Raw genomic sequence first — 16,116 nt, forward strand, 5'->3', positions numbered from 1 at the left:
GATTTGATCGAAAAGGAGAGAGAATATTGAATCAAAGTAAAGTAAAACGTTTAGTTGTCATCAGCATGCTTAGCAGTATCGCATTTGTATTAATGTTATTGAATTTCCCTTTCCCTGGGCTGCCTGGGTATTTAAAAATTGATTTTAGTGATATTCCTGCGATTATTGCGATTTTAATTTATGGGCCAGGTGCTGGGATTGCTGTTGAAGCTTTAAAGAATTTACTGCACTACCTCATTCATGGTAGCATGTCCGGTGTGCCTGTGGATCAAGTAGCGAATTTTACAGCAGGTGTACTATTCATCTTACCGGTGGCTTTTATTTTTAAAAAGATTAAATCAGCAAGAGGGTTAGCATGGTCCATGATCCTCGGAACATTACTCATGACAGTCATGATGAGCATCTTAAACTATTTCTTGTTCCTTCCTGCTTATACATGGTTTTTGAATGCACCCGTCCTGTCAGATCATGTGCTAAAGGCAACCATTACAGCAGGGATCTTGCCTTTTAACCTGATTAAAGGAATCATCATCACCATCGTCTTTAGTTTCATTTTTGTCAAAATGCGTCCATGGTTTGAAAATAAACGCCGACTTCAAAATAGTTAATATAAAAAAAGCCCCTTTTAAAGGGGCTTTTATCCTATTCATGCTTAAGTGGATCACCATCGAAAGTTTCGTCCGCAACTTTGATTGAGTCAGTTGGGCAACCTTCAAATGCATCAAGCATATCTTCTTCAAGTACTTCTGGAACTTCTACAGTCCCCTGATTGTCATCAAGCGTGACAAATGCAATGCCTTCATCATCATAATCATAAATGTCTGGAGCAGCTGCACCGCATGCGCCGCAAGCAATACATGTGTCTTTGTCTACAATTGTATATTTTGCCATGTTAAAAAAATACCTCCCAGATTGTTCGATGGAACAAATGGTTTAACCTTTTTAGTTTCACCGATAAAAAACCAATTTCCTCAAACCTTATTGTAATGATTTTAAATTCACATTTCAACTGTAAAGTGATTGAGAATGCTTATCACATAAGGGTTTGTTCATAACTTTCCCCCATTAATTGAGTTTAAACATTTCTTCTTCAATGAAATCTGTTAAAATAAAGGGAGAAAATATTCGAATTTTGTCAGGAAGACAGGTGCTTTGGTCAATGACGATTCATTACTTGGATGTCATGTTGATGGACAGCGTACATAAATTGAACGGCGAACGCTCCATTAGTGCTGTCTACCATCTTTTTAAAGGGAAAAAATCATCACAAACGATACAGGATGCAAGTTTGTTTCAGCTTTCTAGCTACTTCGGCTGCTATCCAGCTTTTACGAGGGATCAGCTGAATCGCTCTGTAAAAAGGCTGCTAGAGCAGCACTTAATCAGAAAGACGGAGGATACATTCATTGCCACAGATGAAGGAATAAGTATGCTAAGTCAGCGTTTTGCTGAAAAACCGATGCCAGTTTATTTTGATGGTGCCAAGTATCATGATAAAGCAAAAATATTATGGATGAGGCTGTCTTTACTTGTGCAGGTCCTTTCACATCATGCAGCGCGGTCACAACACTATGTGCCGATTCAAAGAGATATATCGGTTCAAAACTGGACGAAATCCTTCTTCTCTCAATATCACCAGAAGAAAAAGCTTTCTGAAGATATCCATCATGAGCTTGAAACACTTCTTGCTCATTTAACTGATCAAGAGGCACTGCTTTTTGTTTATTCATTGACTTCAAATGAAAGAATCGGACGGACGTACCAGCAAATGGCGGAATGGATGAAAGAAGATGTATGGTATGTTTACTTGCTTTTTTGGAATGTGCTCCATTATTTTATTCAATGTGCGCAAAAAGGTGAGGCACCGATCATCCAGCGAATGATAGATGATCTTCAATTCAAACGTGTGCTGACCACCTCTACTCATAAAACGCTTGAGCTTGTACAAAAAGGGTTCAGTATTGATCAAATTGCTCATATTCGTTCATTAAAAAAAGCGACAATTGAAGATCATATTGTGGAGCTCTCGATACATGAGCCGAGCTTCTTGATTGAACCATATGTCAGCAGTGAAGCTCAAAAGGCGATACATGAGGTAGCCGGTCAGCTCCAAACCAACAAGATGAAGCTGATCAAAGAAAGTCTCGAGCATTCATTTACTTATTTTCAAATACGATTGGCATTGACAAGGATGGTGAAAGCAAGTGGATAAGCTTCATCAGACGCTGATGCGATACTTTGGTTATGATGCCTTCAAAACAGGTCAGGAGGACATTATTCGAAGTGTACTTCAACAAAAAGATACGGTTGCCATGCTTCCTACTGGTGGCGGGAAGTCACTTTGTTATCAAATTCCGGGCTATTTGACAGACGGGTTAGTGCTGATCATTTCACCTCTTTTATCACTCATGGAAGATCAAGTGGAACGCATGAAAATGCGCGGTGAAAAGCGAGTAGCTGCGCTTAACAGTACACTGTCTTTTCAAGAAAGAAGACATATTATTCGGCATTTGCCATCATATAAATTTTTATTTGTCGCACCTGAGGCGCTTATGTCAGAGGTATTGGTAGAGCAGCTCAAAGCGATGCATGTTGGTCTATTCGTTGTAGATGAAGCTCACTGTATATCGGAATGGGGACATGATTTCCGCCCGGAATACTCCAAGCTTGGGGAATGGAGGGAAGCGCTCGGCAATCCTGTCGCCTTAGCACTAACGGCAACTGCAACGAAACAAACCTTAAAAGATACTGTGCAAACGTTGCGGCTAGAGCATCCAGATGTTCATATTCATTCAGTCAACCGGCCGAATATTGCACTATTAAAAGAGGCGCATGAAACGAAAGAAGCAAAAGAGAAACGAGCACTGGAGCTTGTGGAAACCCTTCAAGGGCCCGGGCTGATTTATTGTCCGACCCGGCAAATGACAGAAGATATTTCAAGTTTGGTGAAACAAAAAACGCATCAACGTGTAGAGTTTTATCATGGTGGAATGGAGCCAGGAGACCGCATGCTGATCCAGCAGCAATTTATCAGTGGTCAAATTGATCTCATTTGCTGTACAAGTGCTTTTGGAATGGGAATTGATAAAGCAAATATACGCTTTGTGATTCATATGAGTCCGCCTCAGTCAATTGAAGCATTTATGCAGGAAATTGGAAGAGCTGGACGGGACGGGAAAAATAGTGTGAGCGTTCTTTTATATACAGAAGAGGATGCGGATATTCAAAGTCATTTGATTCAAGCAGAAGGTTTTGATGATCCAGAAATTGATTTTTTCTTAGCCCGATTATCACATATGCCGATCAATGATGAAAAGAAATTACGTGAACAATTGATGGAAGCAGGGCTTCAGGAGACGCGCGCGCGAATGCTCTCGCATTATTACACGATGTACCAAACTGAACAGCCTCGTTTGCTCATGAAGAAGCTGAAAGAAAAGCTGCAGGATAGACAAACAAAAAAGCTAAAAAAAGTGTGGCAGTTTAAAGAGCATATCACTGACCATCGCTGCTTTAGGCAATCTCTGTTATCATACTTTGATGAGCAGCTTGATCTAACGGAGGACGCTTCCTTTGGGAACTGCTGCTCTTCATGCGGACTTGACCTGTCTGATTACGAAAAAAAAGATCAACCATTGGAGCTGAATGAAATGAAACACTGGAAGACCGAGCTGGATCGTCTGTTTCACCTGACAAAAGAGGCGCAGCATTGATTGAACAACATCGCCGTATTATTGAAAAATTAACCGATCGACAAGTAGTAGAACAGTTGTATTTCACACAGCTGCTCATGCTGATTGTCTCTTTTTTACTAGGGATGTTTATGTTTGATCATTGGACTGATTTTACAGCCTTATGGCAGATCCGAGATATGCGTATCCTGACTTACGGAATTGGCGGCGCTTTGCTTGTGATTATTGTCGACGCTATTGTCATGAAGGTGTTTCCGGCTCATATGTATGATGATGGCGGATTAAATGAAAAAATGTTCAAAAACCGCAGCATTCTGCATATTGTTTGGTTAACGCTGCTCATTGCCTTTTCAGAAGAAATTTTATTTCGCGGGATCGTTCAGCAGCAATTTGGACTGGAGATTGCAAGCATTGTGTTTGCACTTCTTCACTTTCGCTACTTGTCAAAAATACTCTTGTTTATCCTTGTGGTTTCTATTAGTATTTTTTTAGGACTTTTATACGAGTGGACAGGAAATTTATTCGTTCCTGTCATGACACACTTTGTCATTGACCTAGTCTTTGCATGTCAAATTCGTTTTAAATATTGGGGGAGGGATGAACATGGAAGAAATGTCGAGAATGAAGAGAAAAAAGCAGCAGCTGACAAACATCCATGATGATGTAGAGGAAAATCTTGAAGAAGAAAAAGTGCATCCTTCAGATGACTCTCACTTTCCTACACGAGAAGATTTTCATGAATATAAAAAGCAGCGAACCAAAAAGGTGCGTAATCCATTGTTTACGACACTGGCTATTATCTTTCCTATTATTGTCGTCACGGTTTTCTTCCTGTTGATTTATTACACATCAAAGGAAATTAACGATAACAACAATCAAGGTGTTTATATTGATAAAACATCGAGTGCTGACACAGATCCAGTCCCGTCAGCACTTGTTGAAACAAAAAATGATTCAAGCGCTGACAAAGCGGATGCGTCTGATGATGAGAAGAAAAAGAAAGATGCTGATAAAGAAAAGCAGCGTTCAAAAGAAAAAGCAGAGCAAAAGAAAAAAGAACAAGCCGCTAAAGAGAAGGCTGAGCGTGAAAAGGCCGAAGCTGCAAAAAAGCGTGAGCAGCAACAGCTCGCTCTTCAAAAACAGCAGGAAGAGAAAAAGCGAAAAGAAGCAGAAGAGAAGAAGAAGCAGGAAGAAAAACCTGTTCGTGTCGTGCAGCATACTGTTGGACCAGAGGAAAACTTGTATCGAATTTCCATGAAGTATTATCAAAACCGATCAGGGGAAGAGAAAATTCGAGCTTACAATCATTTAAAAGGAAATAGCGTGTACAGCGGACAAGTATTGAATATCCCATTAGAAAATTAATATTTGACATGAATGAATCGAAAAGCACATACATATGTAGAAAAAAGGGACAAGGGTGTATGTGATGACATTGCACGCAATCAGCCGCTATATGGATCAGCCGACACAGAAAATGATTGAAACATTGATCAAAAGGAAGCGCAAATACGAGGGGTTTGCAAAACAATGCAAAAGGTGGCAATGGACAGCCCTTTTATCACTTGCGATTCTTCTGTTTTATTTTGTGATAACAGCTAATAGCGGGGGCTCCCTGCAGCCGGAAGCGATGATTGCCACATTGCTTGGCCATGAGGTGTTTCTGTTTTGGATCATGGCTGAAGTGTTTGCTTTTTACGCATCGTATTATTATAAGAAAAAAGAAGAAAAGGCTGAGGATGAATATCATAAGCTCAGATGTGAAATTATACAGAAAAGCACAGATTTATGGCCTCAATCAAATCAATGGAAAGAGCGCGAGGCCGTTTTCCACTTCATGCAGACGCAATATGATATCAATCTCTATTATGAAAGTAAATAAATGAGCAAAAGACGTTTAAACAGTTGAAACGTCTTTTTTCATTCAAGCGTCTTATAAAAGAAAGCTGATACAAGGGAGTCATTCATAATGAAATATGCCATCGGATTTACTGCTGCCATAGCGGCTGTGACAACAGGTGTGTGTGTAACAGCGAAAATGGTGAAAACGGCAAAACAAAACAACATCAAAAAGCATTACTTTACAATAGAAGGACTTCAGTCAGATCGACCTGCAGTCATTTTCTTTATTTCTGATACCCATCGCCGTCTAATTAGTGATACTTTATTAGCGGAAGTAAAAGAGCAGCAGCCTGATGTCATTATGATCGGCGGGGACTTAGCTGAAAAGGGAGTCCCTTATGCTAGAGTTGAAGAAAATGTGAAACGTTTAGCAAGGATTGCCCCGGTGTATTTTGTGTGGGGGAATAACGACCATGAGCTGCATCAGCAAAAACTCAAAGACCTCCTCCATACCTATCAGGTGACGACATTGCAAAATGAGACGGCTGTGTGGAATTTTGAAGGACAGCCCATTAAAATAGGCGGAATCGATGATATCCGGCTTGAAAAAGCAGATTATGAAGCGATACGGCCGGAGTTTGTCAAAGAAGACGTGAATATCCTTTTATCACACAACCCAGATGTGCATCATTTGATGAGTGAAGAAGAGGGAATTGATCTTGTTTTGAGCGGTCATACCCATGGGGGTCAAATTCGTATTGGGAAATTTGGTCCGTATGAAAAAGGAAGAACAGGCCAAGTCAAAGGTGCTTTCTTTCTGATTAGTAATGGTTACGGAACAACAAAGATTCCGATGCGTCTTGGAGCAGAACCAGAAACCCATCTGATCTATTTAATGCCGCTAAAAACGCGCTAAGTTGATGCCCCATCAATATTTTCCATAAAAGTCACCGTAAGCATAGCTTCATGCTTGTCTTCCGTCTTGACACAGTGTAAACTGAATACAAAATTAAGAACCTATGACTCATCATCTCATATACTACAGTATGATGTGTGTTAGAAGAGGCAGGAGGGAACGTTATGCGGCTAGAGCGTCTGAATTATAATAAAATCAAAATTTTTCTCACACTAGATGATCTGACAGACCGAGGTCTTACGAAAGAAGACCTTTGGAAAGATTCGTTCAAAGTTCATCAGCTGTTTAAAGACATGATGAACGAAGCGAATCAGGAGCTCGGTTTTGAAGCGAATGGACCGATTGCTGTTGAAGTATTTTCTCTTCAGGCGCAGGGGATGGTCGTCATTGTGACAAAGAGTCAGCAGGAAGATGCTGATGATGAGTTTGATGAAGATTACATTGAGATGCAAGTCAAGCTCGACGAGAGCAAGCATGTGCTCTATCAATTTGCCTCGTTTGAAGATGTGATTCAACTGTCCCATAGTTTAAGTCGTATTGGACTTTTAGGGGGTACAGTTTACCATTATGAAGGTCAATATTTTCTCAGCCTAGATGATTTCGAAGAACTGTCTGCAGATACGGTCATTTCTATTTTAGCGGAGTTCGGTTCTCCGACGACATTAACCATTCACCGGTTAAAAGAATACGGAAAAGTGATCATGCAGGAAGATGCAGTGAAAACGATTCAACTGTATTTTTAATCACTTTTTTCTATTATATTTAATACTGTTGTGATGAAACAACAGTATTTTTTTATATCCATTTTTATATTTATAAACGCTGATATTTTATTTTGATAAAAAACGCTTTTTACCTTTGCTTTACCAGTACGAAGGTGTATACTATTGCTTGAAAGGGAGCAGTAGATCATGAAAGATTTCTAGGGGGTTTATTTTAATGGCAGCCGATCAAAACGCCGCTCATAACGCAGAAGATAAGCTAGATGTTTTAAAGTCAACTCAAACCGTCATACATAAAGCGCTTGATAAATTGGGCTATCCGCAAGAAGTGTATGAATTGCTGAAGGAGCCAATTCGCCTATTAACGGTCAAAATTCCAGTACGTATGGATGATGGATCGGTGAAAATTTTCACTGGTTATCGTGCGCAGCATAATGATGCTGTCGGTCCAACAAAAGGCGGAATTCGATTCCACCCGAACGTTACTGAAAAAGAAGTAAAAGCGCTTTCAATTTGGATGAGTTTAAAATGTGGTATTGTGGATCTTCCTTATGGCGGAGGAAAAGGCGGTATTATCTGTGATCCAAGAGAAATGTCATTTAGGGAGCTTGAAAAACTAAGCCGCGGATATGTTCGCGCAATTAGCCAAATCGTTGGACCAACAAAAGATGTTCCAGCACCAGATGTGTTTACAAACTCTCAAATCATGGCATGGATGATGGATGAGTATTCTAGAATTGATGAATTTAACTCGCCAGGATTTATTACAGGAAAACCAATTGTTCTTGGAGGCTCACATGGACGTGATACTGCAACGGCAAAAGGTGTAACGATCTGTATCAAAGAAGCGGCGAAGAAAAAAGGAATTGACATCAATGGGGCTCGTGTTGTCGTTCAGGGATTCGGAAATGCAGGAAGTTACTTGGCTAAATTTATGTATGATGCCGGAGCGAAAATCGTAGGAATTTCAGATGCTTACGGCGGTTTGTATGATGAAGATGGTCTCGATATTGACTACTTGCTTGACCGACGTGACAGCTTTGGAACCGTCACTAAATTATTTAATGATACAATTACAAACCAAGAGCTGCTTGAGCTAGATTGTGATATCTTAGTACCTGCAGCCATTGAAAATCAAATTACAGAAGATAATGCGGCGAACATTAAAGCCAAAATTGTCGTAGAAGCAGCAAATGGACCAACGACATTGGAAGGGACAAAAATTCTTTCAGATCGTGGTGTACTGCTTGTTCCAGACGTACTTGCAAGTGCGGGTGGAGTGACTGTTTCTTACTTTGAATGGGTTCAGAATAACCAAGGGTTCTACTGGACAGAAGAAGAAGTAGAAACTCGTTTAGAAGATATGATGGTGAAATCATTTAATAATATTTATGAAATGGCGCAAAACCGCCGTATTGATATGCGACTAGCAGCATATATGGTCGGTGTACGTAAAATGGCTGAAGCTTCTCGATTCAGAGGCTGGATTTAAGCGACTTATTTGCATCGCGCCTTAAAATCTCCTATCCTTAAATAGGAGATTTTTTTATGGAATCATGCAAAGAATCAAACAGCCCAGCAATTGTTATTGCAGTGAAACGACAGGAGTGGAACAAATGAAACAAGAAAAAGCGATCATAATAGGAGGAGGCCCGTGCGGTCTATCAGCTGCCATTGCATTCAAGCAAATTGGGATTGATGCACTTGTGATTGAAAAGGGCAATGTGGTCAACAGTATTTATCATTACCCTACACACCAAACCTTCTTCAGTACAAGTGAAAAGCTTGAGATCGGTGACGTCGCTTTTATCACTGAAAATCGGAAACCCGTTCGTATTCAGGCGCTTTCCTATTACCGAGAGGTGGTCAGACGAAAAAGCCTTCGTGTGAATGCTTTTGAAAAGGTAAACGCTGTGACGAAAAAAGATGGCCGTTTTACGGTAAATACATCAAAAGACGTCTATACATGTGACTATGTTGTGATTGCGACTGGGTACTATGATCATCCTAACTATATGAATGTAAAAGGGGAAGACCTTCCTCATGTGTATCATTATTTTAAAGAAGGACACCCCTACTTTGATAAAGATGTGACGGTGATCGGCGGGAAGAACTCTAGTGTTGATGCTGCCCTGGAACTTGTGAAATGCGGAAGCAGGGTGACGGTTTTATATAGAGGAACTGAATATTCATCCAGCATCAAACCTTGGATTTTACCAGAGTTTGAAGCGCTTGTTCGAAATGGCACCATTCGAATGGAGTTCGGTGCAGAGGTGAAAGAAATAACAGAACAGGATATTGTCTTTACAAACCAGCAGGGCCAAACGGATCGAGTGAAAAGTGATTATGTGTTTGCGATGACAGGTTATCATCCTGATCATTCATTTTTAGAAAAAATGGGTGTAACAATCGATCCAGAATCAGGCCGCCCAGCATTTGATGAACAAACAATGGAAACAAATGTAGAAGGTATTTTCATTGCAGGGGTCATTGCAGCTGGTAACAACGCCAACGAAATTTTCATTGAAAATGGAAGATTTCATGGTGGGTTAATTGCAGAAGAAATCAACAAAAGAATCAACGGGTAAAAAAAGAACTGGGTCCTTCTAAGGGATTCAGTTCTTTTTTATGTAAATTGGGATTATATAGAAGATTATTTTTGGGAAAATGGGCTCGAGTCATATAAAAAAGGGGTGATTCGTGGTACGATAATAAAGGATAATGTAGGGAAAGAGGTCTGATTATGATCGCAATCATTTCAGCAGGTTTAGCTCCCGGCATCGCACTTTTAAGTTATTTTTATTTGAAAGATCAATACGACAATGAGCCGGTTCATATGGTCATCAGATCTTTTATGCTAGGTGTCATACTTGTGTTTCCAACCATGTTTATTCAGTATGTCCTCCAAGAGGAAAATATCGCTACGAATCCTATCGTGATTTCATTTGTGACATCGGGTTTTTTAGAAGAATCATTAAAGTGGTTTATTTTAATGGTCAGTGTCTATGCGCACGTACAGTTTGATGAACACTATGACGGGATTGTCTATGGAACAAGTGTCTCGCTTGGATTTGCGACACTTGAAAATATTCTGTACTTAGTGGGTCATGGGGTAGAGTACGCGTTTACACGTGCCTTGCTGCCTGTATCAAGCCACGCTTTATTTGGTGTGGTGATGGGGTTTTATATAGGTAAAGCTCGCTTCTCCGATAAAAAAGAGCAGCGAAAATGGCTGATTCTCTCTTTAATACTTCCTATCCTTTTTCATGGCTTATATGATTTCATTCTTCTTGGCATGAAAAATTGGGGATATATTATGTTGCCGTTCATGATTTTTTTATGGTGGTTTGGTCTGCGGAAAGCCAAAAAAGCCCGTGCGGTGAAGATGGTACAAATTTAAATTGGAAAACGTCCTATACGTCTTTAGGGCGTTTTTTGTCTTTTCCATCCAATTCCCTCCTGTGATGAATGTATAAAAATAGGGATCGGAAGAAACATATATTCAAACATCAAAAGTACAGGAGGATCAAATATGGACAAAGCTCGTTTCATGAAACAAATCGTCCTTATCTTCTCAATTGTTCTGCTCGCGTCTTCATTGATGACAGCTGAAAAAAGTGAAGCTTTCACGAATCAAGTGATTCAGCGGGGAGCTACAGGAGAAGATGTCGTCGAGCTCCAGGCAAGGCTCCAATACAATGGTTTTTACAATGGAAAAATAGACGGTGTGTATGGCTGGGGAACTTACTGGGCCGTGCGCAATTTTCAAAGCCAGTTTGGTGTAAAGAAAGTCGATGGACTCGTAGGGGAAAAAACAAAAAGCCTATTAGTTCAAAAGACGAAATACTATAAAGAGTTTGTGCAACAGCAGTTGCAAAAAGGGAATCAGTTTACGCACTATGGCGGGAAACCTCTTGATCAGCAAACAAAGGCTCCTGCGCAAAGAAACACGCAAAAAAAGACAGCACAAGGTACAAAAGAGAATCAAAAAAGTCAAAGCGGAGGAAACAGCTCGTCTGGGAAGTCTGGAAACCAGTCAGGAAATGGTCAAGCAAATCAAACGCCGAAACAAACAGCAGCCAACATGCCAGGTGGTTTTTCAAGCAATGACATTCAGCTCCTTTCACAAGCTGTTTATAGTGAAGCGAGAGGTGAACCTTATGAAGGACAGGTAGCGATCGCAGCCGTCATCTTAAACCGTTTAAACAACCCAACCTTTCCAAACACGATTGCTGGTGTCATTTTTGAACCGCTTGCGTTTACCGCTGTAGCAGATGGACAATTTTATATGGCGCCAAATGAAACCGCTAAAAAGGCAGTATTTGATGCCATTAATGGCTGGGACCCATCTGAAAGCGCCGTTTATTACTTTAACCCTGATACAGCAACAAGCCCATGGATTTGGGGAAGGCCACAAATTAAACGAATCGGGAAACATATTTTCTGTGAATAAAAAGAGGTGTAAATAAATGATCAGAGGAATATTGATTGCTATTTTAGGAATTGCTGTCATCTCAACAGGATACTGGGGTTATAAGGAGCATCAAGAAAAAGATGCAGTGCTGCTTCATGCAGAGAACAACTATCAAAGAGCCTTCCATGATCTAACGTATCAAGTCGATCAGCTGCACGATAAACTTGGCGCAACACTTGCGATGAACAGCCAAACATCTATATCTCCAGCACTTGCAGATGTATGGAGAATGTCATCAGAAGCGCATAACAATGTCAGCCAGCTTCCGCTCACATTGATGCCTTTTAACAAAACAGAAGAGTTTCTAGCGAATGTCGGTGACTTTAGCTATAAATCGTCACTTAAATCTTTATCAGATGAACCATTAAACAAAGATACACACAAAACAATTACCACTTTATATGATCAAGCGGCAGATATTCAAAACGAACTTAGACAAGTGCAGCATCTCGTACTCAACAAAAATTTAAAATGGATGGATGTTGAAATGGCACTGGCTGATGGAGATCGAAAAAACGACAATACCATCATTGACGGATTAAAAACCGTTGAGAGAAATGCTGATGCGTTTGCAGATGTTGATCTTGGCCCTACAAATGTGTCAACTGAATCAGAAACGCAAGGCTACAATCACTTAAAAGGGCAAAAGATTTCAAAAAAAGAAGCGATCCGTATCGCCCAGCAATTTGCGCCTGACCATAACAAAGATTTCAAGGTGAGAAAAAGTGGGAGTAAAACGAACCGTGATGTCTACAGCCTGTCAATGTCTGACCCAGACAACCGGGCAAACTTTTATTTAGACTTGACTGAAAAAGGAGGCCATCCTGTTTATCTTCTTCAGAACCGTGAAGTGAACAAACAAAAAATCAGTTTAAATGATGCCTCAGAAAAAGCACTAAGTTTCTTAAAGAAGCATGGATTCGATACCGAATCATTTCATTTAGATGAGAGTGCGCAATTTGATAATATCGGCGTATTTACCTATGTCCCTTTACAGAATAACGTATTGCTTTATCCAGATAGCATTCGAATGAAAGTCGCTTTAGATGATGGAGAGGTTGTGGGATTCTCAGCGAAAGACTATTTAATGAATCACAGAAAACGTGACATAAAAGCACCAAAGATTTCTCGAAAAGAAGCTGAAAAGACCTTAAATAAACATGTGAAGATCGAGGATACACATGTAGCTCTTGTTCAAAATGATATGTCAGAGGAAGTTCTTTGCTATGAGTTTTTAGGAACCATTAAAAACGACACATACCGAATGTTCATTAATGCAGATACTGGAAAAGAAGAAAGAGTAGATAAACTAAAAAATGCAGAACCTATATATAAAGACCTATAGAAAAGGAAGCGAGGAAAAGGCGAATAAGCCTTTTCCTTTTGTTTTATACATGGTTTAATATAAGAGAGGATACGATTTCACAGATGAAAAGAGTGATGAGGAATGTTACAAATAGGGGATGCAATCACAATTGAGTATGTCAATGAGAACAAAGAAGTGAAAACTGCAAAATCGAAAGTTTTGGAAAATAATAACGATGATATTTGCATTAATTATCCAGCTGATAAAGAAACGGGGCGCACGATCTATTTAAATCAAGAAACAGAAATCACCGTCTTCTTTTTCGATGAAAATCAAATTCCATACAAATGTACAAGCAAAGTCATTGGGAAAAGAAAAGAAGATATCCCGATGATTGTCGTTTCGATTCCGCCAAAAGAAGAAATGATTCGGCTTCAGCGAAGAGAATATCTTCGAGTGGATACGATGGTGAAAGCGTCCATTACGCAAAATGGTGAAGAAACATTCGACACATTTATTGTCAATATGAGTGCTGGCGGTGTAGCAATTGCTGTTCCAGAAGGTGTCTCACTAAAAGAATATGGCGAGGTCGTCACAGAGTTTGAACTTTCACTGAAAGAACCAGTGAAAATTAAAGCGATTGCAGAAATGAATCGCGTTTATCAAGATGAACAGACCGGGAAAACAAGAGCGATCATGGAATTTACTGAAATCACAAACGACCACCAGCAGCACATCATGAAGTACTGCTTCCAGCAGCAGCTTCTAACACGTGTGAAAAAAGTATAAGAATAAAGGTTGTCAAAAGCTTCCATACTAGAGAGAAAGAATCTAGCGTTGGAGGCTTTTTGTATGAAAACAATGGAAAGATGGCTATTCAAAGCAGTGCTCATTCAGCTCATTCTGCTTTTGGCGGTTCAGGTCACCCTTCACTTGACGAAAGGAGAACTATTTTTGTCAAAAGTCGTACAATACGAGGGTGTAAATAACATGAGCATTGAAGATTGGATTGAGACATTTAAGCAAAAGGATTGATAGAAAATTCCCCCGTTTGAGCGGTGATCGTGTTACAATTCATAAGGGAGATTCAATCAAGGAGAGGTATTATGAAAAAGAAATTATCTATCGCAATTGACGGTCCTGCTGCAGCAGGAAAAAGCACTGTGGCAAAAATTGTCGCAGCGAAAAAATCATATATTTATATCGATACAGGTGCGATGTACCGCGCAATTACACTTGCGGCACTCAATCAAGGCGTAGACCTTGAAGACGAACAGGCACTTGATGCGTTATTGAAAAACACAGTCATTGAACTTGTGTCAACTGACGAAGGTCAAAAAGTACATCTAGACACGATTGATGTCACAGAAGACATCAGAACAGACCGTGTGAGCAATCAAGTCTCTGTTGTTGCAAAGCATCGAGCTGTTAGGGAAGAAATGGTCCGCAGGCAGCAAGAGCTGGGGAACCGAGGCGGTGTCGTCATGGATGGAAGAGACATCGGCACGCATGTTCTTCCAGATGCAGAAGTGAAAATTTTCTTGCTTGCGTCAGTAGAGGAAAGAGCAAAACGCCGTTTTGAAGAAAATCAGAAAAAAGGCTACGATGTCAATTACGATCAACTGATCGAAGAAATTGCAAGACGTGACAAGCTTGATTCTGAGCGGGAGGTATCACCGCTGAAGAAAGCAGATGATGCCATTGAAATTGACACGACTGCCCTTTCTATTCAAGAGGTTGCAGGTAAAATTTTAGATGCAGCAGAGCGTGTAGAAAAACAGTAAGAAATTTTAGAAAACTTTTATAAGTTAGAGGTTTATCTCTTGACAAACAAGGTCTTTTATTAGAAGTTTATACTAATACTATTTTTATTGATCATTCAAGCAATTCTGTTGATTTGAATGTTTCTATAATACATATTCGGCTGGCAATCATCATGCTAAGGACACATATTCACCCAGTCGTTTTAACTAAGCTGTGTAGGTTTGGACCAAGGAGGTTATCGAAATGACAGAGGAAATGAATCAAATCGATGTTCAGGTACCAGAGGTTGGAGATGTAGTGAAAGGGATTGTTTCTAAAGTTGAGGACAAGCATGTCAATGTAGATATCGTCAATGTGAAACAACCTGGGATCATCCCAATCAGTGAATTATCAAGTCTTCACGTTGAAAAAGCATCAGATGTCGTGAAAGATGGCGACGAGTTAGAGCTTAAAGTAACAAAGGTCGAAGACGATGCTTTGATTTTATCGAAACGTGCTGTTGATGCAGACCGCGCTTGGGAAGACCTAGAGAAAAAGTTTGAAACAAAAGAAGTATTTGAAGCAGAAGTAAAAGACGTTGTCAAAGGTGGTCTAGTGGTCGACATTGGTGTTCGCGGATTTATTCCTGCGTCTCTTGTTGAGGCACACTATGTAGAAGACTTCACTGACTACAAAGGAAAAACACTCTCGCTTGTTGTGGTAGAGCTTGACCGCGAAAAAAACCGCGTGATTCTATCGCATCGTGCAGTCGTTGAGCAAGAACAATTAGACAAGAAGCAAGACTTCCTGCAAAAGCTTGCAGTAGGCAGTGTGATTGATGGAAAAGTGCAGCGCCTGACTGACTTTGGTGCATTTGTTGACATTGGCGGCATTGATGGATTAGTTCACATTTCTCAACTATCCCATGCGCATGTCGAAAAGCCATCTGACGTTGTTGAAGAAGGACAGGAAGTAAAAGTCAAAGTTCTTGCTGTTGACCGCGATAACGAACGTATCTCACTATCTATTAAAGAAACATTACCAGGACCTTGGAGCCAAATTGGTGAAAAGGTAAAACAAGGTGATGTTCTTGAAGGAACCGTTCAACGTCTTGTGAGCTTTGGAGCATTTGTTGAAATTCTGCCAGGTGTAGAAGGACTTGTGCATATTTCCCAAATTTCACACAAACATATCGGTACTCCTCAAGAAGTCCTTGAAGAAGGGCAGACTGTGAAAGTGAAAGTGCTTGATGTCAATGAAGATGAAGAGCGCATTTCACTTAGCATTCGTGAATTAGAAGAGAATCCTGAAAAACAAATCGAAGAGGATTACCGTCAGTATCAGGCGAAAGAAGAAAATACAAGCGGATTCCAGCTTGGTGACCTGATTGGTGATAAACTCAATAAACTAAAATAATTTGG

Annotated in this window: 18 protein-coding genes; 17 read left to right on the forward strand and 1 reads right to left on the reverse strand. The window is 40.1% G+C overall.

Annotation, left to right across the window (positions count from 1 at the left end; translation table 11 throughout):
• Positions 1 to 26: 26 nt before the first annotated feature.
• Complete coding sequence (fmnP, locus tag BA79_RS11630; RefSeq protein ID WP_008344490.1) at positions 27 to 608, forward strand: riboflavin transporter FmnP; 582 nt, start codon at positions 27 to 29, stop codon at positions 606 to 608.
• A gap of 34 nt (positions 609 to 642) precedes the next feature.
• On the opposite strand, the gene BA79_RS11635 is transcribed toward fmnP, so the two are convergent.
• On the reverse strand, positions 643 to 891 hold the full coding sequence (locus tag BA79_RS11635; protein WP_008344492.1) for a ferredoxin: 249 nt from the start codon (positions 889 to 891) through the stop codon (positions 643 to 645).
• A gap of 268 nt (positions 892 to 1,159) precedes the next feature.
• Here BA79_RS11635 and BA79_RS11640 point away from each other — a divergent pair, with 268 nt between their 5' ends.
• The 16 genes from BA79_RS11640 to rpsA all read left to right on the forward strand — a co-directional run bounded on the left by BA79_RS11640 (position 1,160) and on the right by rpsA (position 16,111).
• Positions 1,160 to 2,212, forward strand: coding sequence for a YpbB family protein (locus BA79_RS11640; RefSeq protein ID WP_035702884.1), 1,053 nt, complete (start codon positions 1,160 to 1,162; stop codon positions 2,210 to 2,212).
• Positions 2,205 to 3,713, forward strand: a complete 1,509-nt coding sequence (locus BA79_RS11645) for a RecQ family ATP-dependent DNA helicase (protein WP_035702886.1) — start codon at positions 2,205 to 2,207, stop codon at positions 3,711 to 3,713. Before BA79_RS11640 ends, BA79_RS11645 begins: the two co-directional genes overlap by 8 nt.
• Entirely contained in the window at positions 3,710 to 4,351 is a 642-nt protein-coding gene (locus BA79_RS11650) for a CPBP family intramembrane glutamic endopeptidase (RefSeq protein ID WP_017359770.1), read from the forward strand. Before BA79_RS11645 ends, BA79_RS11650 begins: the two co-directional genes overlap by 4 nt.
• Positions 4,296 to 5,057: a LysM peptidoglycan-binding domain-containing protein gene (locus BA79_RS11655; protein WP_017367515.1), complete on the forward strand. Its 762-nt coding sequence runs from the start codon at positions 4,296 to 4,298 to the stop codon at positions 5,055 to 5,057. The genes BA79_RS11650 and BA79_RS11655 overlap by 56 nt, the downstream gene beginning before the upstream one ends.
• A gap of 64 nt (positions 5,058 to 5,121) precedes the next feature.
• On the forward strand, positions 5,122 to 5,574 hold the full coding sequence (locus BA79_RS11660; RefSeq protein WP_007500988.1) for a DUF2663 family protein: 453 nt from the start codon (positions 5,122 to 5,124) through the stop codon (positions 5,572 to 5,574).
• A gap of 87 nt (positions 5,575 to 5,661) precedes the next feature.
• Positions 5,662 to 6,450: a metallophosphoesterase gene (locus tag BA79_RS11665; protein ID WP_035702893.1), complete on the forward strand. Its 789-nt coding sequence runs from the start codon at positions 5,662 to 5,664 to the stop codon at positions 6,448 to 6,450.
• A gap of 164 nt (positions 6,451 to 6,614) precedes the next feature.
• Positions 6,615 to 7,193 carry a genetic competence negative regulator gene (locus tag BA79_RS11670; protein ID WP_007500984.1) on the forward strand — a complete coding sequence of 193 codons (579 nt, stop codon included), beginning with the start codon at positions 6,615 to 6,617 and terminating at the stop codon, positions 7,191 to 7,193.
• A gap of 196 nt (positions 7,194 to 7,389) precedes the next feature.
• Complete coding sequence (locus BA79_RS11675) at positions 7,390 to 8,664, forward strand: Glu/Leu/Phe/Val family dehydrogenase (protein WP_007500982.1); 1,275 nt, start codon at positions 7,390 to 7,392, stop codon at positions 8,662 to 8,664.
• 124 nt (positions 8,665 to 8,788) lie between these two features.
• On the forward strand, positions 8,789 to 9,760 hold the full coding sequence (locus BA79_RS11680) for a YpdA family putative bacillithiol disulfide reductase (RefSeq protein ID WP_035702895.1): 972 nt from the start codon (positions 8,789 to 8,791) through the stop codon (positions 9,758 to 9,760).
• Between the two features lie 155 nt (positions 9,761 to 9,915).
• Positions 9,916 to 10,572 (forward strand): glutamic-type intramembrane protease PrsW, encoded by a 657-nt coding sequence (prsW, locus tag BA79_RS11685; RefSeq protein WP_008344507.1) that lies wholly within the window; start codon positions 9,916 to 9,918, stop codon positions 10,570 to 10,572.
• A gap of 201 nt (positions 10,573 to 10,773) precedes the next feature.
• On the forward strand, positions 10,774 to 11,625 hold the full coding sequence (gene sleB, locus BA79_RS11690) for a spore cortex-lytic enzyme (RefSeq protein ID WP_411801802.1): 852 nt from the start codon (positions 10,774 to 10,776) through the stop codon (positions 11,623 to 11,625).
• 16 nt (positions 11,626 to 11,641) lie between these two features.
• On the forward strand, positions 11,642 to 12,991 hold the full coding sequence (gene ypeB, locus BA79_RS11695) for a germination protein YpeB (protein ID WP_035702899.1): 1,350 nt from the start codon (positions 11,642 to 11,644) through the stop codon (positions 12,989 to 12,991).
• A 102-nt stretch (positions 12,992 to 13,093) separates the two neighbouring features.
• Positions 13,094 to 13,741 carry a flagellar brake protein gene (locus BA79_RS11700; protein ID WP_007500975.1) on the forward strand — a complete coding sequence of 216 codons (648 nt, stop codon included), beginning with the start codon at positions 13,094 to 13,096 and terminating at the stop codon, positions 13,739 to 13,741.
• Between the two features lie 63 nt (positions 13,742 to 13,804).
• The gene (locus BA79_RS11705) at positions 13,805 to 13,987 is read left to right on the forward strand and encodes a YpfB family protein (RefSeq protein WP_008344514.1); all 183 of its coding nucleotides are present in this window, start codon (positions 13,805 to 13,807) and stop codon (positions 13,985 to 13,987) included.
• Between the two features lie 71 nt (positions 13,988 to 14,058).
• Positions 14,059 to 14,736 (forward strand): (d)CMP kinase, encoded by a 678-nt coding sequence (cmk, locus tag BA79_RS11710; protein WP_035702901.1) that lies wholly within the window; start codon positions 14,059 to 14,061, stop codon positions 14,734 to 14,736.
• A gap of 223 nt (positions 14,737 to 14,959) precedes the next feature.
• A complete protein-coding gene (gene rpsA / locus BA79_RS11715) occupies positions 14,960 to 16,111 on the forward strand; it encodes a 30S ribosomal protein S1 (protein WP_008344519.1) in 1,152 nt (383 codons plus the stop codon).
• Positions 16,112 to 16,116: the final 5 nt, after the last annotated feature.

It is taken from the genome of Bacillus altitudinis 41KF2b, from assembly GCF_000691145.1.
Lineage (GTDB): Bacteria > Bacillota > Bacilli > Bacillales > Bacillaceae > Bacillus > Bacillus altitudinis.

Coding starts and splice junctions, on each gene's coding strand:
- BA79_RS11665 (WP_035702893.1), top strand. CDS start 5,662: ATGAAATATGCCATCGGATTTACTGCTGCCATAGCGGCTGTGACAACA.
- BA79_RS11670 (WP_007500984.1), top strand. CDS start 6,615: ATGCGGCTAGAGCGTCTGAATTATAATAAAATCAAAATTTTTCTCACA.
- rpsA (WP_008344519.1), top strand. CDS start 14,960: ATGACAGAGGAAATGAATCAAATCGATGTTCAGGTACCAGAGGTTGGA.
- BA79_RS11700 (WP_007500975.1), top strand. CDS start 13,094: ATGTTACAAATAGGGGATGCAATCACAATTGAGTATGTCAATGAGAAC.
- sleB (WP_411801802.1), top strand. CDS start 10,774: ATGACAGCTGAAAAAAGTGAAGCTTTCACGAATCAAGTGATTCAGCGG.
- BA79_RS11705 (WP_008344514.1), top strand. CDS start 13,805: ATGAAAACAATGGAAAGATGGCTATTCAAAGCAGTGCTCATTCAGCTC.
- ypeB (WP_035702899.1), top strand. CDS start 11,642: ATGATCAGAGGAATATTGATTGCTATTTTAGGAATTGCTGTCATCTCA.
- cmk (WP_035702901.1), top strand. CDS start 14,059: ATGAAAAAGAAATTATCTATCGCAATTGACGGTCCTGCTGCAGCAGGA.
- BA79_RS11660 (WP_007500988.1), top strand. CDS start 5,122: ATGACATTGCACGCAATCAGCCGCTATATGGATCAGCCGACACAGAAA.
- prsW (WP_008344507.1), top strand. CDS start 9,916: ATGATCGCAATCATTTCAGCAGGTTTAGCTCCCGGCATCGCACTTTTA.
- BA79_RS11675 (WP_007500982.1), top strand. CDS start 7,390: ATGGCAGCCGATCAAAACGCCGCTCATAACGCAGAAGATAAGCTAGAT.
- BA79_RS11635 (WP_008344492.1), bottom strand. CDS start 891: ATGGCAAAATATACAATTGTAGACAAAGACACATGTATTGCTTGCGGC.
- BA79_RS11680 (WP_035702895.1), top strand. CDS start 8,789: ATGAAACAAGAAAAAGCGATCATAATAGGAGGAGGCCCGTGCGGTCTA.
- BA79_RS11655 (WP_017367515.1), top strand. CDS start 4,296: ATGGAAGAAATGTCGAGAATGAAGAGAAAAAAGCAGCAGCTGACAAAC.
- BA79_RS11640 (WP_035702884.1), top strand. CDS start 1,160: ATGACGATTCATTACTTGGATGTCATGTTGATGGACAGCGTACATAAA.